At 48.3% G+C, this 22,280-nt stretch carries 20 protein-coding genes and 2 tRNA genes; 19 read left to right on the forward strand and 3 right to left on the reverse strand.

The features are described 5' to 3' along the window. Positions 1–152: 152 nt before the first annotated feature. The 10 genes from HJV72_RS14085 to HJV72_RS14130 all read left to right on the forward strand — a co-directional run bounded on the left by HJV72_RS14085 (position 153) and on the right by HJV72_RS14130 (position 8,915). Positions 153–1,022 carry a DMT family transporter gene (locus HJV72_RS14085; protein WP_208071843.1) on the forward strand — a complete coding sequence of 290 codons (870 nt, stop codon included), beginning with the start codon at positions 153–155 and terminating at the stop codon, positions 1,020–1,022. Positions 1,023–1,078: 56 nt separating this feature from the next. Next, positions 1,079–2,893, forward strand: a complete 1,815-nt coding sequence (locus tag HJV72_RS14090; protein WP_208071844.1) for a diguanylate cyclase — start codon at positions 1,079–1,081, stop codon at positions 2,891–2,893. A gap of 111 nt (positions 2,894–3,004) precedes the next feature. Next, positions 3,005–3,889, forward strand: a complete 885-nt coding sequence (gene pepI / locus HJV72_RS14095) for a proline iminopeptidase (RefSeq protein WP_208071845.1) — start codon at positions 3,005–3,007, stop codon at positions 3,887–3,889. A gap of 22 nt (positions 3,890–3,911) precedes the next feature. Continuing rightward, a complete protein-coding gene (locus HJV72_RS14100) occupies positions 3,912–4,871 on the forward strand; it encodes a DMT family transporter (protein ID WP_208071846.1) in 960 nt (319 codons plus the stop codon). A 163-nt stretch (positions 4,872–5,034) separates the two neighbouring features. Next, entirely contained in the window at positions 5,035–5,454 is a 420-nt protein-coding gene (locus HJV72_RS14105; RefSeq protein ID WP_208071847.1) for an Hsp20/alpha crystallin family protein, read from the forward strand. A 52-nt stretch (positions 5,455–5,506) separates the two neighbouring features. Next, a complete protein-coding gene (locus tag HJV72_RS14110; RefSeq protein WP_208071848.1) occupies positions 5,507–5,659 on the forward strand; it encodes a hypothetical protein in 153 nt (50 codons plus the stop codon). A 115-nt stretch (positions 5,660–5,774) separates the two neighbouring features. Continuing rightward, the gene (locus HJV72_RS14115) at positions 5,775–6,545 is read left to right on the forward strand and encodes a polysaccharide deacetylase family protein (RefSeq protein WP_208071849.1); all 771 of its coding nucleotides are present in this window, start codon (positions 5,775–5,777) and stop codon (positions 6,543–6,545) included. Between the two features lie 91 nt (positions 6,546–6,636). Beyond that, the gene (locus HJV72_RS14120) at positions 6,637–7,278 is read left to right on the forward strand and encodes a lysoplasmalogenase (RefSeq protein WP_208071850.1); all 642 of its coding nucleotides are present in this window, start codon (positions 6,637–6,639) and stop codon (positions 7,276–7,278) included. A 156-nt stretch (positions 7,279–7,434) separates the two neighbouring features. Beyond that, the gene (locus HJV72_RS14125; RefSeq protein ID WP_208071852.1) at positions 7,435–8,631 is read left to right on the forward strand and encodes an FprA family A-type flavoprotein; all 1,197 of its coding nucleotides are present in this window, start codon (positions 7,435–7,437) and stop codon (positions 8,629–8,631) included. Between the two features lie 38 nt (positions 8,632–8,669). Beyond that, positions 8,670–8,915: a TM1266 family iron-only hydrogenase system putative regulator gene (locus HJV72_RS14130; protein ID WP_208071854.1), complete on the forward strand. Its 246-nt coding sequence runs from the start codon at positions 8,670–8,672 to the stop codon at positions 8,913–8,915. 50 nt (positions 8,916–8,965) lie between these two features. On the opposite strand, the gene HJV72_RS14135 is transcribed toward HJV72_RS14130, so the two are convergent. Beyond that, on the reverse strand, positions 8,966–9,610 hold the full coding sequence (locus HJV72_RS14135; protein WP_208071856.1) for a PduL/EutD family phosphate acyltransferase: 645 nt from the start codon (positions 9,608–9,610) through the stop codon (positions 8,966–8,968). Between the two features lie 193 nt (positions 9,611–9,803). Between HJV72_RS14135 and HJV72_RS14140 the strand changes: the two genes are divergently transcribed. The 5 genes from HJV72_RS14140 (at position 9,804) to HJV72_RS14160 (ending at position 14,269) form a co-directional block, all read left to right on the forward strand. Beyond that, positions 9,804–10,013 (forward strand): hypothetical protein, encoded by a 210-nt coding sequence (locus HJV72_RS14140; protein ID WP_208071858.1) that lies wholly within the window; start codon positions 9,804–9,806, stop codon positions 10,011–10,013. A gap of 192 nt (positions 10,014–10,205) precedes the next feature. Then, positions 10,206–11,537: a glutamine synthetase family protein gene (locus HJV72_RS14145; RefSeq protein ID WP_208071950.1), complete on the forward strand. Its 1,332-nt coding sequence runs from the start codon at positions 10,206–10,208 to the stop codon at positions 11,535–11,537. 46 nt (positions 11,538–11,583) lie between these two features. Further along, positions 11,584–12,132: an ANTAR domain-containing response regulator gene (locus HJV72_RS14150; protein WP_208071860.1), complete on the forward strand. Its 549-nt coding sequence runs from the start codon at positions 11,584–11,586 to the stop codon at positions 12,130–12,132. A 24-nt stretch (positions 12,133–12,156) separates the two neighbouring features. After that, positions 12,157–12,990, forward strand: coding sequence for a diaminopimelate epimerase (gene dapF, locus HJV72_RS14155; RefSeq protein WP_208071862.1), 834 nt, complete (start codon positions 12,157–12,159; stop codon positions 12,988–12,990). 64 nt (positions 12,991–13,054) lie between these two features. Beyond that, positions 13,055–14,269: an LL-diaminopimelate aminotransferase gene (locus HJV72_RS14160; RefSeq protein ID WP_208071864.1), complete on the forward strand. Its 1,215-nt coding sequence runs from the start codon at positions 13,055–13,057 to the stop codon at positions 14,267–14,269. Between the two features lie 91 nt (positions 14,270–14,360). Here the strand turns inward: HJV72_RS14160 and HJV72_RS14165 are convergent, their stop codons facing one another. Further along, positions 14,361–15,158 carry a MerR family transcriptional regulator gene (locus tag HJV72_RS14165; RefSeq protein ID WP_208071866.1) on the reverse strand — a complete coding sequence of 266 codons (798 nt, stop codon included), beginning with the start codon at positions 15,156–15,158 and terminating at the stop codon, positions 14,361–14,363. Between the two features lie 154 nt (positions 15,159–15,312). On the opposite strand from HJV72_RS14165, the gene HJV72_RS14170 reads away from it, so the two are divergent. From HJV72_RS14170 to HJV72_RS14180, 3 genes are all read left to right on the forward strand, one after another. Continuing rightward, the gene (locus tag HJV72_RS14170) at positions 15,313–16,641 is read left to right on the forward strand and encodes an MATE family efflux transporter (protein ID WP_208071868.1); all 1,329 of its coding nucleotides are present in this window, start codon (positions 15,313–15,315) and stop codon (positions 16,639–16,641) included. Between the two features lie 81 nt (positions 16,642–16,722). Further along, positions 16,723–16,793: transfer RNA gene (locus tag HJV72_RS14175), tRNA-Gln, on the forward strand. Positions 16,794–16,854: 61 nt separating this feature from the next. Further along, a tRNA-Pro gene (locus HJV72_RS14180) sits at positions 16,855–16,928 on the forward strand. 384 nt (positions 16,929–17,312) lie between these two features. Here the strand turns inward: HJV72_RS14180 and HJV72_RS14185 are convergent. Further along, entirely contained in the window at positions 17,313–19,802 is a 2,490-nt protein-coding gene (locus HJV72_RS14185; RefSeq protein WP_208071870.1) for a LuxR C-terminal-related transcriptional regulator, read from the reverse strand. Positions 19,803–19,905: 103 nt separating this feature from the next. Between HJV72_RS14185 and HJV72_RS14190 the strand changes: the two genes are divergently transcribed. Then, positions 19,906–22,272 carry a DUF4135 domain-containing protein gene (locus HJV72_RS14190; RefSeq protein ID WP_208071872.1) on the forward strand — a complete coding sequence of 789 codons (2,367 nt, stop codon included), beginning with the start codon at positions 19,906–19,908 and terminating at the stop codon, positions 22,270–22,272. The last annotated feature ends 8 nt before the right edge of the window (positions 22,273–22,280 follow it).

Below are 22,280 nucleotides of genomic sequence, written 5' to 3' on the forward strand. Positions count from 1 at the left end.
ATACGTGAAATAGTCGGAGCCTCGGACGCATCGGAGCAGATGCCACCCGGCTCCCTGACCGCAGCCTAATTTACTAAACTCACATTTGAATTTACACAGCCCCTGTATTATAATATCCATAATAAGCTGTTGTCTGGAAAGCAGGGGGAATGATGAAAGAGAACAAATCGGTCTACATACTGTTCATTTTTTTACAGAGTATCTTATACGGTATCGGCAACCCGGTGACGAAGATTGCTTTTGAGAGCATCTCCGTCTACTGGTGTCTGGCCCTGCGCTTTTTGCTGGCATCTTTCGTGCTCCTGCTGTTTTTTGGAAAGAAGATTATAGAGGAATTAAAAGGTGCAAAGATTATGGATTACCTGCCGGCCAGCCTCTGCATGGCAGCGGCGTACATCTCCGTCAACTTAGCTCTGAAGTGGACGACGGCAACGAACGTTGGCTTTCTGATGTCGCTTCCGGTAGTAATTGCGCCTGTGCTTGCAAGAGTTGTGCTAAAGAAAAAGTATGAGTGGAAACATATCCCGGTACAGATAGCTGTCGTGGCAGGGCTGTATCTGCTCTGTTGCGGGGAGGAAGGCTTTGCATTCGGCAGGGGGGAAGCCTTTGCCCTGATAACCGCGGCTGCTGTAGCGGGGGCATTGGTATTTGGTGAGAAGTCGCTTGAAGATATGAGTGCCTGTACGGTGTCGGCAGCCCAGGCCGGACTGACAGCGGTAATCAGTCTCGCTCTTGCGGCCGGATTGGAGGAATTCCATGTAAGCAGCGTGACACCGGCTGCATGGGGTGTCGTTGCCTATCTTGCAATCGGATGTACGTGCATCGCTTATCTGCTGCAGAACACAGCGGTTGCGAAGATTTCCTCGCAGACGGTCTCTATGCTCCAGACATCACAGCCTGTCGCGACAGCGGTATTTTCGTTCTTTATACTGGGCGAACTGCTTACGCTAAAAGGGTACATCGGAGCGGCGACGATACTTGTATGCATTTTAGCGGAGAGTGTATTCGCCAGGCAGCATTAAAGATGTGTATAATAAAAAAACCGTTCACATGTACGGGTACCTGGGGAAGTGTCTGAATGAGTAGAAGAAATATAATGGTCAGTATCATCTGTACGTTATTATGCTGTGCGGGAGTAACGGTTATCTTTGAACGATACCAGTCATGGACGAACCAGGCTTTCGACGAGCTGGCAGCGGAGAATATAAAGGCATATTCCGACAGCCAGAATACAGAAGTCACTGCCAGGGTAGAGAATGTCAGGACAACGCTTAAAACGATAGCTGAGATGATACAGCAGAGAGAAGAGGCAGGAGAAGGTATGGAAGGCCTGGAAGATTATCTGGATGCGGTGAGCAGCAATGAGGATATACAGGCAAAAGGGGTGCGTTATTACAGGTTCGATGACCTAGACACTTCCCGCATGGAAGCGAGGGACGTGGAGATGATAGAGAAGCTGAAAAACGGAGAATCTGTTGTTTCAGAAATCTATCCTTCAGAAGGGGAAGGCGATACAGATTACTATTATGGGATTGCAGAGCCGATATATGTAGACGGGAAGGCGGCCGGATTCATCAGGGGGATAATCAACGGTTTTTCGCTGCTCAATTCCAGTCAGACAGGTTTTATGCGAAATGATACGGAAAGCTTTCTGATCTATAAAGACGGAACGAATGCATTTACGGAAAATCTGGAGGAAGAATCCAACAGGGACTGGAACGTGCTTGACATCTTGAAGGAGACAGGGGGCAATGCGGATAAAGTAGAATCTTTGAAAGAAAATATTGCCGAAAAGAAACAGAACGTCATGATTATGGAAAGCGAAGAGGGGCCTGTGTATGTATCTTACAGCTTCCTTCCGTACAATGACTGGATTATCCTGAACGTATTCCATTCTAAAGAGATGATCAAGTATGTCCTGACGCTGGAGGACAACGGAAAAAAGATGACCGCCCTGCTGATTGGCCTGGCGGCAGTTACGGTGTTGCTTGTGACGGGCATCGTCTACCACAGCAATAAGGAACACCGCTTTGAACGGAAACGTACCGCGCTTCTGGCTAATTTCAGCGATATGATTCTGTGCGAGTACGACAGGAACAAAGATGTGTTAAGGTGTACTTCGAATATATCGAGGGTGCTGGCGGTAGAGCAGACCGAGATACCTGATTTTAAGCAGTTTATAGCTGCTTCTGGACTCATCCATCCTCTGGATCATCCTGTGCTGGAGGATATGCTGAGGAGGCATCTGAAGGAAGGGGAGACGGAAAAATACGAAATACGGCTTAAGGCAAAGGATAATGCATATATCTGGTGCAGACTTGATATCGTAAGCATTGGAAGCAGAAGGAAAAGGCTTCTGGTAATTAAAGTTACAGACATCTCCGGTGAAAAGAAAAAGGAGATGGCGCTTGTGCAAAAGGCGCAGAGGGATACGTTGTCTGGACTGTTGAACAGAGGGGCATTCAAGGATCAGGTGTCTGAATATATCAGGCAGAGCCAGGGAGGCTGCCTGTTTTTGATAGACTTGGATAATTTTAAAGATATCAACGACAGATACGGACACCTGGCCGGGGATGAAAGCATCCGGAAGGTCGGGGAGGTGCTCCGCGCCTGCTTCAGGGCGAGGGATGTGATAGGGCGCTACGGCGGGGATGAATTTTTTGCGTTCGTACCGGGCAGGATGAGCCGGGATATCATAGACGGACGAGCGGCAGATATCATCAGAGCGGTTGAAAAGATTACGCTTGAGGAGGCGCCGGATTTGCATTTTACCTGCAGCATAGGGATTGTAAGGTGCGAGGAAGGCAGCAGCTTCCGCGACTGTCTGAAACATGCGGATGATGCCATGTATGAGGCCAAAAGCAGTGGGAAGAATTCATGGATTATACAATAAGCACTGTACAATGGACGTTGCTTTCGATATAATTATTATGCAGTTATCCGCATAGGGGTGTGCGGTATGACAATAATATCCGCGTCAAGCGGCAAGGAGGTTTTTCTAGAGATGGAAATCAGAGAAGGCTATATGCCATTTAAAGAGTACAAGACGTATTATCGGATTGTAGGAAAGAAGACAGGGAACAAGAAACCGCTGGTTCTGCTCCATGGCGGACCCGGATCCACACATAATTATTTCGAAGTGCTGGACCGCCTCGCTGAAGAGGACGGACGGGAGCTTGTCATGTATGACCAGATTGGCTGCGGCGAGTCTTACGTAGAGAACCGCCCGGACTTGTGGACGGCAGAGACCTGGATAGAAGAGCTTGCATCGCTCAGAGAGCATCTGGGACTTGACGAGATGCATCTGCTCGGCCAGTCATGGGGAGGCATGCTTCTTCTGGACTACGTGTGCAACCATAAGCCTGCGGGCCTTAAGAGCCTTATCCTGTCCAGTACGCTGCCGGCATCCTGGATGTGGGGAGTAGAGCAGCACCGCATGATCAAGGAGCTGCCGCAGGAGATGCAGGACGCGATCGAAAAAGCGACGACGTCAGGAGACTACAGCGATCCGGTATATGCAGCGGCGGAGACCGAATACATGCTGCGCCATGCTGCAGGTGCGGTGACGGACGAATCTCCGGAATGCCTGAGGCGTCCGGTGCAGAAAGGCGGAGAAGCATATGTGACCGGATGGGGACCGAATGAATTTACACCCATGGGAACGCTGAAAGACTATGATGTGACGGGACAGCTGAAGGATATCAAAGAGCCGTCTCTTGTCATCAACGGAGGGAATGACTTGTGCACGCCGTATATTGCAAAGTATATGTACGACCGGATTCCAAACTCCAGGTGGGAGCTGTTCCAATTCTGCCGCCATATGTGCTTTGTCGAGGACAATGACAGATATGTAGAGCTGATGAAAGAATGGCTGAATGCCAACGATTGAAAGCAATTAGGAAAGAAAGAAGATGAGTGGGGAAGTATTAATCACAGAAGAGCCGGTTAAAGCAGAGCCGGTCGCAGAAGATGAGAGAAAAGTGAAAGACAGACAGAGGAAAAGGGGGTTTTTTGCCGCCTTTATGGCAGGGCTGTTATGGGGGGCATCAAGCCCTATCGCACAGTTCCTGTTCGAGGACAAGCAAGTGACGTCGGAATGGCTCGTGCCCTACCGCCTCGTTATGGCGGGCATTCTTTTATTTCTGTATGCAGTTCTTATCAAGAAGCAGAGCCCTGTAGTGTGGAAAGAAAAGCGGGACGGTATCCGCCAGATCGTATTTTCTATCCTGGGCATGATGGGAATGCAGTATACGTTTTTCGCCGCAGTGCAGGAGACGAACGCCGGGACAGCAACCATATTCCAGTATCTGAATCCGGCAATGCTTATCATCTATTTTGCTGTCATCTATAAAGTGATGCCGAAAGCAAAAGAGATAACAGCAGTATTATGTTCGCTGGCAGGTATTTTTCTTGTAGTGACCCACGGGAATATTCATGCTCTTTCCGTATCGCCCAAGGGTATCCTGCTCGGGCTTCTGGTGGCGCTCACGACTTGCTTTTACGGTGTCCTGCCGGGCCCGCTGCTGAAGAAATATCCGGCAGAGATGGTGTGCGCCTGGGCCATGATCATAGGCGGCCTCGTACTGACCATAGTGACCAGGCCATGGAGACTCTCTGTACATATCGACTGGGCGGTAGCCATCGCATTTTTAGCTATCGTCATATTAGGAACGATATTTCCGTTCTGCTTCTATCTTGCTTCGCTGAAAAGCGTGGGATCCGTATATGCGGGACTTCTATCGAGCGTGGAACCGGTGGCAGCCACCGTGCTTGCTGCGGCTTTCCTCGGAACGACGTTCCGCATGATAGATGTGGCAGGATTTGTACTCGTATTGTCCACTCTGTTTATATTAAACATCCATTCCAAATAGGCTGCGGCGCCGAAGCCCGGTTATCTGCACCGGCTTTGGTGCCGTCTTTATGTTACAGCCTCTGTTGAAAAAAAGATAGCATGGGCGTTGACTTTTTTAAAAATAAGTGTTATATTACATATAGAACAAATAAAACATTTATCATAAAAAGGAGAGATGACCTATGTTGATGCCAAGGATTTTTGGAGAAAGAACATTTGATGATTTCTGGGATTTCCCGATGAAGAGATTAACGTCTGACAGCATGATGCGGACGGATGTAAAAGAGGCTGACGGCAAGTATGAGCTGGCGATGGATCTTCCGGGATTCAGGAAGGAAGATATAAAGGCTTCATTGAAGGACGGTTATCTTACCATCAGCGCCGTCACGGACAGGAACAATGACAAGAAGGATGAGAGCGGCAGATATATCCGGCGGGAGCGCTACAGCGGCTCATGCAGCAGGAGCTTCTATGTCGGGGAATCTGTCAGAGAGGAAGATATCAAAGCGAAGTTTGAAGACGGAACGCTGACGGTTCTTGTACCTAAGGAAGAGAACGAGCCAAAGATAGAAGAAGACAGATATATCGCCATCGAAGGATAGGAGATGGGACGGACAGCCATGAGCAGGCGTGTCCCGGGAAAAGAGGTGGACTGTGGAAGAAATCAAGAAAGACTGTCCCTGCAAAAGGGTGAAATGCGAGCGGCATGGCAGATGTGACGCCTGCCGGGAGCATCACGGCAAGCCGGACGCCAAGTATTTGACTGCCTGTGAGCGGATAAATAAAAGAAAGAAAAAGCAGCCGTAAAAGCTGCTTTTTTGTGTCTGCAGAATTAAAGTGAATTATTCCCTCATTCTGGATGTAGGACGAATTTCACAGGCATATACATGGAATAAGTGCATCGATTCTGGAGTATTGCCTTATGAAGCAGGAAACAGTCAAAAGGGTTAAAAATTACGTGGTACTGATCCTTGTAACAGCAGTAGCGATTGCGGGCTCATACAAGTATGTGTCGCAGTATGTGAAGGTATCAAGCAATGTAAATGGCAGAGAGCTTCCGATATACTCGGTAGATACAAAGGAGAAAAAGGTGGCCCTTACGTTCGACGCGGCGTGGGGAAATGAAGACACGCAGAAGATACTGGATATATTAAAGAAACACGATGTCCATGTGACGTTCTTTATGACAGGCGGGTGGGTTGACAAATATCCGGACGACGTGAAGTCCATATATGAGGCCGGACATGACCTGGGCAGCCACAGCGAAAGCCATAAGAATATGTCGCAGCTAAGCGATGGGGAGAAAAAGCAGGAACTTATGTCCGTACACAAGAAAGTAAAGGAACTTACTGGAACAGACATGCATTTGTTCCGGGCCCCTTATGGAGACTATGACGATGCGGTCATCCTGACAGCCAAAGAATATGGCTACTATACGATTCAGTGGAATGTGGACAGCCTGGACTGGAAAGACTATGGGGTGAAAAGCATACTATCGACGGTGCTGGATAATCAGGAACTTGGCAACGGCTCTGTCATCCTCTGCCATAACGGTGCCAAATATACGGCAGACGCGCTGGATCAGCTTATCGAAGGCCTTAAGAAGAAAGGATATGAGATTGTGCCGGTCTCACAACTCATCTATAAGGACGGATACCATATGGACGTCAACGGACGGCAGATAAAAGACTGAAATGGCCCTGTTAAATCCTTAACTACTGTGCTATACTCGGATTATATACTTGTACGTTTTAGAGAGGGATAAGGAGAACATAGAGGGAGACATGAGGGTATTGGTTATCACAGCAGTTCTCATGCTGGTATTTGCAATCATATATGGAGCTACGAGGGGGAGAATCGGGTGCAGATCGCTTGTATTTAAAGCGCTTGCCACATTTATGGCCGTGTACCTTGGCATACATGGGGCTATCAGGTTCGGCGGCATGACTGGCACCTTCATGTCGCTTGGTCTCGTATTGTGCATGGCCGCTGATGTTGCGCTGGAATTGGACTTTGTAAAGGGGATCCTGCTGTTCGGGACCGCGCACATATGCTTCATCGCATCCTATAACAGGCTGGCACATCCGGAATGGTATACCTTTGCAGGGGCGGCGCTGGCGTATCTGGTCGTATTCGTCCTGTTTAAAAATGAATGGAAACACCTTGGAAAGCTGAAAGCCGCTGCAGTCATATACATGGCAGTGCTCTGTTATATGGCGGCCTCGGCCGTTACCCTTTGGATCTCTTACAGAACAGAAGTATCGTTCATGGCTGCGGCAGGGGCGGTCTGCTTCGTCATCTCAGACGGGATTATCGCGTACAGGACTACGAAGGGGAAGGATGGGCCTATATACGGGGCCGCCATCCTGCTGCTGTATTACAGCGCTGTCTATCTGTTTGGAGCGGCAGTGTTCATCGGATTGTAGGAAAAAGGCACATTATTGATAAAGAATATCAAATTGTATGAAGAAAAATGCAAAGACAGGGTAAATTTTTTTATACCTGATTTTATGTTTGTGTTATAATTATGATGTTAGGGTCAAAAGGTATTGGACCCTTAATGACGACAGGAGGGATGCAAAATGCAGGGTACAAGAAAAGTAACAGATGATATCGTGTGGGTCGGCTGCAACGACAGGCGGCTTGCTTTGTTTGAAAATTTATTCCCGATACCTCGGGGAGTTTCCTATAATTCGTACCTTATCATGGACGAGAAGGTGACACTGATGGACACGGTGGATGCATCTGTCACGGGCCAGTTTATGGAGAATCTGGAATATGTGCTTGCGGGACGTGGCATCGATTATCTCGTTGTACAGCATATGGAGCCCGACCACTGTGCCAATATCGAGGAGCTGATGAAGCGGTATCCTGACATGCAGGTGGTCGCGAACACAAAGACGGTGCAGATGATTCATCAGTTTTTTGACGTTGAATCTGACGGTAAGGTTACGCTTGTCAAAGAAGGGGACACGCTTTCGACAGGAGAGCACACGCTCCGCTTCGTGATGGCGCCTATGGTCCACTGGCCGGAGGTCATGGTGACTTATGATGAAAAGGACAAGATTCTATTTTCCGCGGATGCCTTTGGCACATTTGGAGCGTTGGACGGCAATATATTCAACGATGAGATTGACTTCGAAAGGGACTGGCTTTCTGAGGCCAGAAGATATTATTCAAATATTGTAGGCAAATACGGCGCACAGGTGCAGAGCCTGCTGAAGAAGGCTGCCGCACTTGATGTCGCGATGATATGTCCCCTGCACGGGCCTGTATGGAGAACCAGCCTTGACTTCTTCATTGATAAGTATGACAAGTGGAGCAGATACGAACCGGAAGAGAATTCTGTTGTCCTCATCTATGGGTCCATATATGGTCATACCGAGGCGGCGGTGAATTCACTTGCATGCTGTCTGGCAGACGCGGGAGTGAAGGGAATCAAGGTATATGACGCGTCTTCTGCCCACGTGTCGGACCTGATTGCAGAAATATTCCGCAGCAGCCATGTGGTGCTTGCCTGCGCGACATATAATGGAGGCATCTACCCGCCGATAGAGAACCTGTTGAGCGATATGAAGGCACTGTCGGTACAGAAGCGTACGGTTGCGCTTATGGATAACGGGACATGGGCGCCGGCAGCAGGCAAGATGATTGTGAAGCGGCTGGAAGAGATGAAAGACATCACCGTGCTGGAGCAGCTGTCTATCAAGTCTGTCCTTAGAGAAGACCGCGCGGACGAGTTGGAAGCATTTGCCCGGAAAATTGTAGAAGCAATGTAAGCATTCAGCTGGCAAGAGAAAATCAGAGGAAGAGACATATGGACAACAGAGTATCCGTAATCAGCATAATCATAAAAGAAGAAGAATCCGTGACAGCCATTAATGAGCTGCTGCACGAATTCCGGGAGTATATCGTGGGACGGATGGGGATTCCTTACCGTGACCGGGGCGTGTCCATCATAAGCGTGGTGTTGGACGCCCCTGGCGATGTGACAAGCGCGCTCTCCGGCAAGCTCGGAATGCAGCCAGGTGTCACCGCCAAGACGCTGACAGCAAAATTGTGAATATTGTGTGAACTGGGACGTGATCTTTTTCAATCTGGTTACGTCCCTTTTTATAAGCGATGAATACCGCTTTGGAGCTCTTCTGCCCATTTCTGCAGGTTATACGTCCTGCCGCCGAAGAGCGTCAGGATGACCCCGGTTGGATTGTTTTCATTGGCAAAAGCATTGGCTTCGTCGGTATCTACGTGCATGGCAAGCGCAAAGTCAGGGCTTACGCGTACGACGACATCCGCGAAGATGAGCGAACGTTCATAGCTTTCCATGATGACAAATACCTCATCATTGTCCTGGACGTTCAGCTGGCCGGCCTGGACAGGTGTCATATGGATGTGGCGTTTGGCGACGATGACGCCTTGTTCGAGCTTAAGCGTACCCTTCGGACCGATGAGCGTACACCCGGGAGTGCCCTGCGTGTCTCCGGACTGTCGGATTATCCCGGGCACGCCGAGCTTCCGGGAGTCGGTCATGGAGATCTCCACCTGTGTCTCGCGGCGGTAAGGCCCAAGCACTGCTATGTTTTCAAAACTGCCTTTCGGGCCCTTGACGGTGACTCGCTCATTGGACACATACTGCCCCGGCTGGCTTAAAGGAGCTTTATATGACAGGGCCTTGTCCTCTCCGAATAGAATCTTAAAATCAGCCTCGCTGATGTGCATATGGCGTGCACTCGTCTCGATTGGTATAGCAATTCCCATAACTCTTCGCACCTTTCTGTCCATGAATTAGAATATAGTCAGACATGATATATGCTTATTGTAACAAAGCGGAGTGCTTTTTTCAATCTTCAGATATTTTAGATTACGTGCTTGAGAATTGCAGGTAAATGGCATATAATAGGAACAGGGAACATATTCACTTGGAGTATAGATAATATAAGGAGGAAGAAGGATGAGAAACATTTGGGAAGCGGTCAGGGAATTTTTCAAGCGGGACTGGACACCGGCGGAAAAGGTGCTGCTCATAATATGCTGTATCCTCATCGGCGTCGTGAAAGGCTTCTTGCTGTCGCCGGTCAAGAAAGGCATCAGCTGCGGTAATAATAATGGAAACGTATATAACGAGCTTGACGATGACTATTGGCTGGATGACGAAGATTAGATTGTATTTATGGCAATGTTCGGCACTTTGGCACGTTGACAAAGTGCCATTTACTATTTATAATTTTATATTGTATAAGACAAAGGCGTTTTCACAAATATGGGAACGCCTTTGATTATACATAAAAGTGCATAAATATACATGCTAAACATTCTTAAATGCTACATAAACGTAGTAAGGAGGGAAATGATGATGAATAATTACACAAGAGAGGACATTTTGAAAATGGTCCGTGACGAGGACGTGGGATTTATACGCCTTCAGTTTACCGATATCTTTGGTACATTGAAAAATGTAGCGGTTACGGTAAGCCAGCTTGAAAAAGCGCTCGACGGCGGCTGTATGTTCGATGGCTCGGCTATCGATGGCTTTGCAGATGTGGAGGATTCAGATATGTATCTGCGTCCGGACTTGAGTACCTTTGCTATATTTCCCTGGAGGCCGCAGCAAGGTAAAGTGGCGAGGCTGATCTGTGATGTATACAAGGCAGACAAAACTGCATTTGAAAGCGACCCGCGCTTCATATTGCAGCAAGTAGTGGGCGAGGTCCGGGAGGAAGGCTACGAGCTCAATGTAGGGCCCGAATGTGAGTTCTTCCTGTTCCACACGGATGATGACGGACTGCCGACTACGCTCACGCATGAGTGTGCCGGATACTTTGATCTGGGCCCTCTTGATCTGGGCGAGAATGCCCGCAGAGACATGGTGCTCACGCTTGAGGATATGGGATTTGAGATAGAAGCCTCCCACCATGAGATGGCCCCGGCACAGCATGAGATAGATTTCAAATATGATGAAGCGTTGACGACGGCAGATAATATCATGACATTCAAGCTGGTCGTCAAGACCATTGCTAAGCGCCATGGCCTGCATGCCACATTTATGCCAAAGCCGAAATACGGAACGAACGGTTCGGGCATGCACCTTAACATGTCGCTTCACAGGGACGGAATCAATGTGTTTTCAGACCCCGAGGATGAAAAGGGGCTGAGCAGAGAAGCGTATCATTTTGTAGGGGGCATCATAAAGCACATTAAGGCAATCAGCTTTATTACCAACCCTGCCGTCAATTCTTATAAAAGACTTGTGCCCGGCTATGAAGCACCGGCGTATATTGCATGGTCGGCGAAGAACCGAACGCCGCTCATACGCATACCGGCGGCGCGGGACGGCGATATGAGAGTGGAGCTCAGAAGCCCGGATCCTTCGGCTAATCCATACCTTGCCCTGTCCGTCTGCCTGGCGGCAGGAATGGATGGCATACACAATGAGATTATGCCGCCTCAGAGCGTTGACTGCAATATATACAAGATGACGGAGGCACAGAGAAAGGAAGCCGGTATCGATTCGCTGCCTGGAAGCCTTCTGGAAGCAGTCCGTGCATTTGAACAAGATGCCTTCATACAAGGAGTGCTAGGAGAAGACCTATCTGAAAAGCTTATCAAAGCTAAGACAGAAGAGTACAGGGATTACCGTGGACAGGTCACAGAGTGGGAGATAGAAAAATATCTGCACAGAATCTGATACCTGCCTGTCATGACCAGTAGAAACGCATACAGGAGGTGTCAGTTTGGTTGGTATAATTGTTGTATTTCCGAATAAGGACAATGCCGCCAATATCCGTAACCTGTTAGCCCGCGAAGGCATGGCCGTCACCGGGGTATGCACTACTGGGGCACAGGCTATGAACTATGCGGATACGGTTGACGAAGGCATTGTCGTGTGCGGATATAAGCTGAAAGATATGCTGTATTCGGAACTTCGTGAATATCTTCCTGATGATTTTGAGATGCTGTTAATAGCGTCTCCTGACAAATGGAGCAGCGGACTTGCGGAAGGGGTCGTGGGGCTGAACATGCCGATTAAGGTTTACGACCTGATGAATACGGTGGAGATGATGCTTCAGAACATGGACCGCAGGAGAAGGAAGAGGAAGCAGGAAAAAAAGGGACGGAGCCCGGTTCAGCAGGAGGTTATCCAAAAGGCAAAACAGCTTCTGATGGAACGCAACAACATGTCAGAAGGGGAAGCACACAGATATCTGCAGAAAAGCAGCATGGACAGCGGAACGAATATGGTGGAGACGGCAGAGATGGTATTGAGCATCATGTCGGAATAGCAGTTGTGGAAAGAGAGGAATAATATGAGATTTACAAAAATGCATGGGCTCGGAAATGATTACGTGTATGTGAACTGTTTTGAAGAAAGAATCGCAAATCCTCCGGAAACGGCCAGATACGTAAGTGACCGGCACTTCGGGGTAGGCTCTGACGGGCTTATTATGATTAAGCCTTCAGAAGCTGCCGACTTTGAGATGGAGATGTATAATGCCGACGGTTCCCGGGGAGAGATGTGCGGGAATGGTATCCGGTGCGTGGCAAAATACGTGTACGACTACGGGCTTACAGACAAGACGAGCATCTCTGTAGATACGCTTGGCGGCATCAAGTATCTGGATCTGACCGTGGAGGACGGGAAGGCCGTGCTTGTCAAAGTGGATATGGGAAAGCCGATACTTGATCCAGGGCAGATACCAATCGTATCTGCAGGTGATTCTGTTATCGATGAGGCTGTCATCGTAGACGGGACAGAGTACCGGATGACAGGTGTATCTATGGGGAACCCTCACATTGTAATATATGTGGATGATCTGAACGGACTGGATATGGAAAAGACAGGTCCGAAGTTCGAAAGCCATGAACGCTTTCCGAAGCGCATCAATACGGAATTCGCCCATGTGATTGACAGGACTACAGTGGAAATGCGCGTGTGGGAGCGTGGTTCCGGCGAGACCCTCGCGTGCGGTACCGGAGCATGTGCGGTGGCGGTGGCGAGCATACTGAACGGCTATACGGAAGATGAGATTACGGTAAAGCTGCTGGGCGGCGACCTGATGATCCGGTGGGACCGTGAATCGGACAAGGTGTATATGACAGGACCTGCCACAGTTGTATATGACGGCGAGATAGACATATAGGTATCATGGGTCAAAATACCTTTTGACCCCGGCATTATAGTATTGATAACAAGGAGGAACGTAGATGTTTAAAATAAATGAAGACTACTTGAAGCTGCCGGGCAGCTATCTGTTCTCTACTATCGGCAAGAAGGTGGCAGCCTTCCAGGCAGCTCATCCGGACAGCTCTATCATACGGCTCGGAATCGGAGACGTGACCCGGCCGCTGGTGCCGTCCATCATCGATGCCCTTCACGGTGCGGTGGACGAGATGGCGCATGAAGAGACATTTCACGGTTATGCACCGGATCTGGGGTACGAGTTTCTGAGAAATGCGATGGCTTTAAATGATTATGTGGCCAAAGGGTGCGACATTAAAGCGGACGAGATATTTATCTCGGACGGGGCAAAGTGCGATTCGGGAAATATCCAGGAAATCTTTGCAAAGGATAACAGGATAGCTGTGTGTGACCCTGTCTATCCTGTCTATGTGGACACGAATGTGATGGCCGGGCGGACCGGCACTTATGATACAAATACAGAGACGTGGAGCAATATCATCTATATGCCATGTACGAAGGAGACCAATTTTGCGCCTGAGCTGCCAAAGGAGGTGCCGGATATCATCTATCTCTGCTTCCCGAACAATCCGACCGGTGCCACGGTCACGAAGCCTCAGCTACAGGAATGGGTAGATTATGCCAATAAGAACGGGGCTGTGATTATATATGATGCTGCGTATGAGGCTTATATTTCTGAAGAAGATGTGCCCCACACGATTTATGAATGTGAAGGGGCCAGAACGTGTGCGATAGAGCTGCGCAGCTTTTCGAAGAATGCCGGTTTCACAGGAGTCCGCCTGGGCGCAGCTGTGGTACCAAAAGATTTGAAATGCGGGGATGTCATGCTTCATTCGCTGTGGGCACGGCGGCATGGGACTAAATATAACGGAGCGCCATATATTGTCCAGAGGGCAGGGGCGGCGGTTTATTCAGATGCGGGTCAATCACAGCTTAAAGAACAGGTAGCATACTATATGAAAAATGCCGCTATTATCTATGAGGGGTTGAAAAGCGCAGGATATAGTGTGTCCGGTGGAGTAAATGCACCGTATATATGGCTGGAGACACCAAAAGGCATGACTTCATGGGAGTTTTTTGACTATCTGCTGGAACGGGCAGGTGTAGTCGGCACGCCGGGTTCCGGATTTGGTCCAAGCGGTGAAGGGTATTTTCGCCTGACGGCATTTGGTTCTTATGAAAATACGGTTGCCGCGCTCAGGAGGATCCAAGAGATATAGAGCTTAGAATGTGAAAGAAAATGGAACGTATAAGAGAAAGCCGCCGGCAGAAGAAGATTACTTCCCCGGCGGCCTTTTATGTCAGCCGTGGTCATCTGTGGCCTGCTCTGATCTGAAGTTCCGTAATGTGCTCCTTTTCTTCGGATGCCTGATGTATATCTGTCCAGAGCAGTTCCAGGAACGGACCCTGGAGGCTGTAGCCGTGCTCTCTTGCATATGCCAGAAGCTTCGGGATATAGTCGGCATTCTGAGCACAGTCGCCCCGATAGCTGACAGAGAGATAATTACCTGGTTCGATAACATCTTCCCCGCTTTTGTCAATGATAAAGACATCAGTATAGTTCCTGTAATTGCCCGCGGCGGCGCTGTCTACAGGGATGACAGAACCGATCCGGTTATTCCCGATGATATAAAGCTTATCCTTGTTCTTATTCAGAAGCTGCTTGATAAGCATATCCATCTCCTCGTCTTGGCTGTAACCGGCGTGTATCGTGTGGCACCGCCGTGCAGGCAGTGTCTTTTCTTCAATCACTCCGATTGGCTGTCTTATCGCGTCCCGTATAATTTCCAGACGGTCTTCGATATTCGACTGCAACGTTTCCAGGGACTTCATACGCTCCCGGATGATAATAAGCTCCTCCTGCAGCATAGTTTCCGTGGTGGACAGGCTCCGGTTGTCCAGATATTCCCGGATGCGCTCCATAGAAAAACCAAGCTCCCGCAGATCCCTGATAACATTCAGCCGCCACAGGTCATGGATATGATACATGCGGTAATCATTCTCCCCCCTGTGAGGCTTTAGAATCCCAAGCTTCTCATAATAACGCAAAGAATCCGGGCCGATATTGTATAATTGTGAAATTTCGCCGATGCGATAATAATGCTTCATAAAGACCTTCTCCTCATTTAGGTACAGGGCAATTGTTAATTTGGGACGTGATCCTTTTGAATTATGTTACGTCCCCAAATAAACCCTTGACCTTAGTATTATACCAAGGTTTAATCTATAAATACAAGGTAAAAGAATTAAGGAGAGATTGATTATGAGATTGGAAGGCAAATCGCTGAAAAGTGATTTTATAAGATTTATCATACCATCTATCGTAGCGCAGTGGGTTTTTGCGCTTTATACGATGGTAGACGGCATCTTCGTCGCGAGAGGGGTATCGGAGGTGGCACTGACTGCGGTTAATATATCTATGCCTTATGTGATGGCGCTGTTTGCGATATCTATTTTATTTGCGGTAGGTACATCTACTGTGGTAGCGATTATGCTCGGGGAAAAGAATATCAAACGGGCAAATGAGGTCTTTACACAGAATATCGTGCTGCTTTGTATCCTTTCTATCATTGTCACAGCAGCAGTGATGCTGAATCTGGAGCGGTTCGCGGATTTCCTGGGGGCTACGGCCCACAACCGGGAGTACGTACTGGATTATCTCGGAACGCTTGCGCCGTTCTCCGGGCTGTTTATCCTGGCATACTCCTTTGAGACGTTAATCAAGACAGACGGATATCCAAAGCGTGCGACCATCATCGTGGCGACCGGATCGCTCATGAACGTAGTGCTGGATTACTTCATGGTTATGGAATGGGGCATGGGAATCAGCGGTGCGGCTCTTGCTACGGGCCTGTCTAATGTAGCGCTCATCGGTCTGTATCTGATGCATTTTCTGGCGGGGAAAGGAACCATCAAATTCCAGAAGTTCAAGATGGACCTGCCGCTTGTATGGAGAGAATTCAAGAACGGGCTGCCGTCCGGTATCACGGAGCTGTCGACGGGGCTGATCATCTTCCTGTTCAACCAGGCAATACTACATTACCTGAATGAGGACGCCCTCGTAAGTTATACGATTATTTCATACGTAAATTCTATCGCTATCATGTCCATGGTCGGAATTGCACAAGGGTACCAGCCTTTGATTAGCTACTATTACGGGCAGAAACGAATTGACCGCTGCCGGAAGCTGATGCGGTATGGAATAATGGCAACAGTAGTCGTATCTGTCGCCTTCACAGCCGGCAGCGTCATCGGGGCCAGGGGGATAGTAGGAATGTTCGTAGCAAAAGAACTCACACAGCTGAGCGCTTATTCCGTACATGTAATGTGCATCTTCGTGCTGTCCTTCCTCGTAGCAGGCTATAATATCGTGATTGGCGGTTATTTTACAGCAGTAGAGAAGCCGGTATCAGCCATGGCGATATCGGTGGCCAGAAGCATCGTCATGCTCGTACTGAGCCTTGGACTGCTGACTGCTCTGTTTGAAGGAAGCGGCATATGGTGGAGTCCGACTTTGGCAGAAAGCTTAACACTCATCCTGACTATTGGCCTGTTTATACGGTATAAAAAAGGGTGGAAAAAAGAAAATTAAAAAGTTGTAAAAAAAGGCTTGATTTTTGTGTTTTATTTGGTATAATAATACATGTTCCGTCAAAGAAATGACGAGCTGTATTGCGGATTGGTGTAATGGCAGCACAGCAGACTCTGACTCTGTTAGTAGAGGTTCAAGTCCTCTATCCGTAGTTCCTTGGCAGGGGCGCCGGATTTCTCTTTTACAGAGAGTCCGGTTAACTAAATAAAATATCGGAGTGTGGCTCAGCTTGGTAGAGCGCTACGTTCGGGACGTAGAGGTCGCGTGTTCGAATCACGTCACTCCGATTTTACCCCCATTTTATGGGGGCTTTTGCTTTTTATAGAAGTAAAAAAGCTGGTCGGGATGATTCTGGCGTTCCTTTGGCTTGTAAGTCGGGAATGGTTGTTTTCTGTAGCTTGGTGATACCGCCACCGTTTCATTTGTATTCCCGGCATATTTTTCGTTGTCAGGCTTTTCGATTTCTTCACAGTGTTTTTTCAATCTTTTTTCCTTTTGGATTTACACACTAAACTTGACAAAGTCTATTATAATACTAAGCGCATACACTCGGCACTGGGTTATCTAACATTGACGACTCCAATTCGTTAGACATTTATTCTGTCTAACAAAAGGGGTTCACTCCAAGCAAGAAAATTTGCTTCCTATTTTATCGTGATAATCGCCCACCCTTACGGCCTCCTCTTCTCATAAAGTTCTTTCTTGCTATGTATTCCCAGTTTCAGATATATTTTCTGTATGGTATTTCGCACGGTGTTAGGAGATATTCCGAGCTTTTCCCCTATCTCCCGGGAAGAGAGCCGCTGACTCAGCAGCCAGGCGATTTCCTGTTCCCGCTTTGACAGAGGAAGCTCAGTCCGATTCAGATATTGATACATGCGTTCCCGGCCGTATTGAAATTGCTGGCCAAGAGCGGTTACCTGTGCAATGTTCTCTTTGTTATTCCGCACCGTTATAATCTGGAGCAATGGGGCAAGGGGAACATAATTTTCCGCAAATGGAAGATAGACGTGGTCAGGCAGAGCAAGGTCCAGTGCCTGGCCAAGCGCGTCAAGCGCTTCCATCCTCCTGCCCTCGGCATCTCTCCCTATCGCAAGATAGATTAGTTCGTAGACCTTAGGTAAAAGCATGTGAAACTGCTCGCTTTCATATATCAATTCTTCCATACACCGCTCGAATTCGTTTTTTGTCATTCCATTAGATTTAAGCTTGTTTAACATCAGCTGCCCATAGATGATCTGCGTAAAGGGAATCGTCACATTTAGGGTCCGGCGCCGGATTGCCTGCATATCCTCCAGCCATTGAGGAATCTCTTCATAAAATCCAAGAATAAGGCTTAAGTACGCCTGACACAGTTCACAAGTCTGCAGACAGCGGTGCTCGGTTCCATGGCGGCCTCTATCGATTATCCGCGTCAGGGAATCCATATAGGAATCCCCTTCGCCGAGTAAGATGGCAGCTCTTGCCATCGTCATCTCTGCTACAAAGCAGATGCTGTCCTGCTGATACAGGGCGGCTTCATAAAGTGCCTGGGTACACATCCTCCTGGCGCCTCTGCTATCCCCTGCTAACAGCATGATTTCCGCCTCCATGGCCTGGGGCACGCCACGCCCGTTATTGCGGGAGAGCAGATAGTAGCAGGGCATGCCATCAGCCACCTGTGTAAGTGTTTTTGACAACTGCCCGCTTTTTCTCCAGAACATTGCAACCACAGAAGAGGATGCAAATGTAAAAGAATCCTTCAGGGAATAGAGGCTGGTAGGCGACTGTAGGAGGCTGTAAGCCTTTTGGTGGCACGCACGCATGGCGGTTACATCATTGAAGGCAAGGAAGGATTCCATAAGTGCGAACTCTCCAAGAAGTTTTTCAAGACGCCGCCCGTGGTACAGGCTGGTCTCAAAGAGAAGCTGCTTAATCAGAAGATAATATGGTGCGTGCAGGGCATATTGTCCCTGGATAAATAACTCCAGCGTAAGGCTTAATGCCAGTTCCGGCATGGTTTTAAGTGTCTTTTGTTCCGGTTCTTCTATAAGTGCAGTAACGACAAGATGCCCGTCCAGATTAATCAGTTCTATCCGGTCTTCCGGGGAGAAGGATAGGGATGTTATAAGATGAAGGGCTCCTGCTCTGCAATAATAAAGTGCTGCGTATACGTATGATCCCGCGGCGGCACAGGCATGTCCGGCTTCTTTCCATGCTTGTTTTTTGGCGATGTCGGACCACTGGCTGAACCTGTCATCAAGAAAAGTATGAAACAGGTTGTGAATGATATAGAGATGTGACTCCATATCGTACCGTATAAAGGGATTTTGACTCAATAACCCGGGAAGCCGTTCTGCCAGCCCGGCCTTTTTGGATAATAATAATGCCTGCTCCAAGGTAAAGCTCTTAAGGAGGGACAGCATGATATAACAATACTGCTCCGATTTGCCAAGATACAGCCAGATAGCCTGTTCCATTAACTTTGAAATATGAACCGCGGATATGAAACTGTTATGTGCCAGGTAATGTATGAGCTGCAGATGAATCGCCGCTGTAAATCCTCCGGAGTCTTCATAGAGAGAAGTGATTTGCCCGTCATCAAGCTGGCAGCCTGCCTGTAGGAAGTAAGACTTGATATCCTGAGGGCCAAAGGTCAGGATATCAGAAGGAATAACATAAATATTTTTGCTATGCCTCAGGACGGTGGATTTCAGCGGATGTGTCAAAACGACAATGTGCAGATTGCCGCAGCCATGAAGTGACAATGCATCCAGGAACATCAAAGGTTCAGGAAAATCAAGGAGCTGATAATTATCCAGAATCAGAATGGCAGGGTCATCACAGGAGAGTCTGCCCATCTGGAGCGTAATCGCGGTTATGCTGTCATTACAGGGAGGGGCAAGGTCCAGAAGGCGGCGCCCAACCGCTTCGTCCACCTCCTGAAACAATGTGCAGATTCCTTCCCATGCTTTTTCGGGAGATTCTCCCAGACAAGTATATATATAATGACGCATCCCGGTAGCGGTTCTTTTTAGAAAGCATTCTGCTATCAAGGTTGTCTTGCCGCATCCGGAGCCGGCCTCTATCACAGAGAGCGGGGAATGCAGAATCCCCGGGAGTGCATGCTGCATCTTGTCAGTAAAATAATAAGGTTTTGAAACGGGTGTGCTATTTGACATAGAGTTCTCCTATCCTGCTCATAAATAGTACACTGCGTACTATTTACCTTTTTGTCTTTAAAACTATAATTTTATTATAAAGAAGATTTGGACAAATGAAAAGTTGGAATTATTCGTAACGAGAAAACCGGCAAGGAAGGATGAAATGGAGAGCAGGGAACAATTCTATTTTAACGACAGTTACCGTATTACGGTGAAAGAAGGATACCTGGAATACTATTTCCGCTTGTTTAAGAGGTCGTGCGCATGTGACCTGGAACCGTACCTATGTATTGTTGAAAAGGGAGTGCTGCATCCATTTCGCGGCGAGTTTATGGATGCAGTCGATTTCTGGGGAAAGGACATCCTTTTTGCGATTATGGAGAAGCATAATGTGCGGTATGGGGATGCGACAAAATGGCTGAAAAGCAGGGAAGAAGAATTAATACTGAGGGGTGGACTGTGGAAAGAGATGACCCGGGAATATCCGGTGCTGAACCGCATAATGGATGAAGTGGCCACAGATCTTAAGGAACATATCTGTGAAATTGTAAGGGTATTATATCAGCATCAGAAAGAAATTGCAGACTATTTTTTTCGGGGGATTCAGGGGCGTGTTCAGGAAATAGGCGCCGGATGTTCGGATTATCACAGCGGCCACAAGAGTGCCCATGTAATCACCTACAGCCATGGAGGTAAGCTTATCTATAAGCCAAGAAGTATGCAGACAGACCTGGCATGGCATACATTTCTACAGGATGCCGCATCTAATACGTGTCGAAACTTTTATGTTCCACGGGTTCTGGACTGCGGAGACTATGGGTTTGCAGAATATATATCCCGGGTTCCGGCAGACAGCGAAGAAGATGTCAGAGAGTATTTTGAGCGTATGGGCTTTATGTCTGGGCTTATCTATGCATTGGGCGGACGGGATATTCATTATGAAAATGTGATAGCCCACGGCGCATGTCCGGTCATAGTGGATACAGAGACCATAGCCGGGGCAGGGAACCAGGTGGAGAGCCGGCTGCATCTGGAAGATACGTGTATGTTTCCCTGGCTGCTAAAAGAAAAAGGCTATTATGGAGGACACGATGCCTTGACATCCGGGGAGGCCGCCGGGAAAAATCTGCCCCTGTATGCCGGGGAATGCCTCAGTGCAAGAGCGTTTGCCGAAGAAGTAGCGGATGGGTTTGAACAGGCTTACCGGCTGCTCCTTCACATGGATATCACGAAAAGAAAAGCGCTGTTGAGCGTGTGGGAAGGCTGTACGGCCCGGCATATCTTAAAGTCTACCTCGTATTACTACAATGTACTGAGGCTGTTGAGAACAAGGGGACATCTGCGTTCTCACGAAGCGTTTCAGGAGGCGCTGCTGCAGAATAAAGAGTGCAGTGATTCGGAAAAAGATGTCCTTTACCACTTGCAGATACCGTTATTTTCAAAGAAAGTGAACAGTCAGGACCTTCTTATGCGATGTTCGCACCTGTGCGAAGCAGATCTTGTAAAAAGAAAAGAAGATATCAGGCGATGGCTGGATCACCGGACAGCCATGAGCGGAGCCAGCTGCTTTTCAAAAGCGGGTATGACGGCCGATTCTGGTGAATCCATAAGCATCATCGAAAGAACTGCAATCTCTCTGTTGGAATATTGGAATGCCAGAATAAAAGAAGGGCTAGTAAGCGGCACGGGTGGCAAGGTCCTTGTCGTGGAACGAAAATCATTACATTATTACGATGCCGGCCTTAATTGCTATTTCCTGGAAAGCATACCGGGATGGATACTGGTGAACCTCTGCTGGGAGGACTGTATGGACCGAAGCCGGCAAAACGAGTTGTTCATTTTGTTCCTGAATCGGCTGAAGCAGCAGATACAGGAGGTGCCGTCTGCCGCGATGGAGCGGGGATTTCTGGAGGGGGTGGGAGGGCTGATATATGTGTTGGGGAGCCTTTACCGAAAGACACGAATTACAATGGCTGGAGAACTATGTGAGCGGGTGCTTCAAGAGGTAATGGACAGTGAATGTGTGAAAAATCCCTGGAACGATTCCTGGCGCTATGGTGAGCAGGGGCTGCTGTCCGGCCTATATGCTCTGCCGGAAGACATGGTGACAGAGCGTGTCCGGTTGCGAATAAAAAGCATGGAACAGATACTTAAGACAAGCGGTGCACCCGCATTTGAAGATATCTGCCACCCGCCTGCAATAACGGACAGGCTCTGTCAGAATGACAGTCTGTTTTGCGGAAATGCAGGTGCCGCCTATCGGTTGGCAGAACGTGCACATAGAGCGGACAGGCAGGACTTAAGAGACAGGGCTGTGAAGATTGCCGCTGCGATGTCAGAGCGTATGGAACGTGAAGGGACTTACCCGTTACGTTCAAAAGATATGCGGGCAGGCTCATTCTTATACGGGGAAGGAGGGATTCTGTATAGTCTGAAATGTATATTGGATGCTGCAAGCCTGCCAAAGATATTTAAAGATTCACAATAAAAAGCTTC

Origin of the sequence: Extibacter sp. GGCC_0201 (assembly GCF_017566055.1) — a bacterium.
Taxonomy (GTDB): Bacteria; Bacillota; Clostridia; order Lachnospirales; family Lachnospiraceae; genus Extibacter.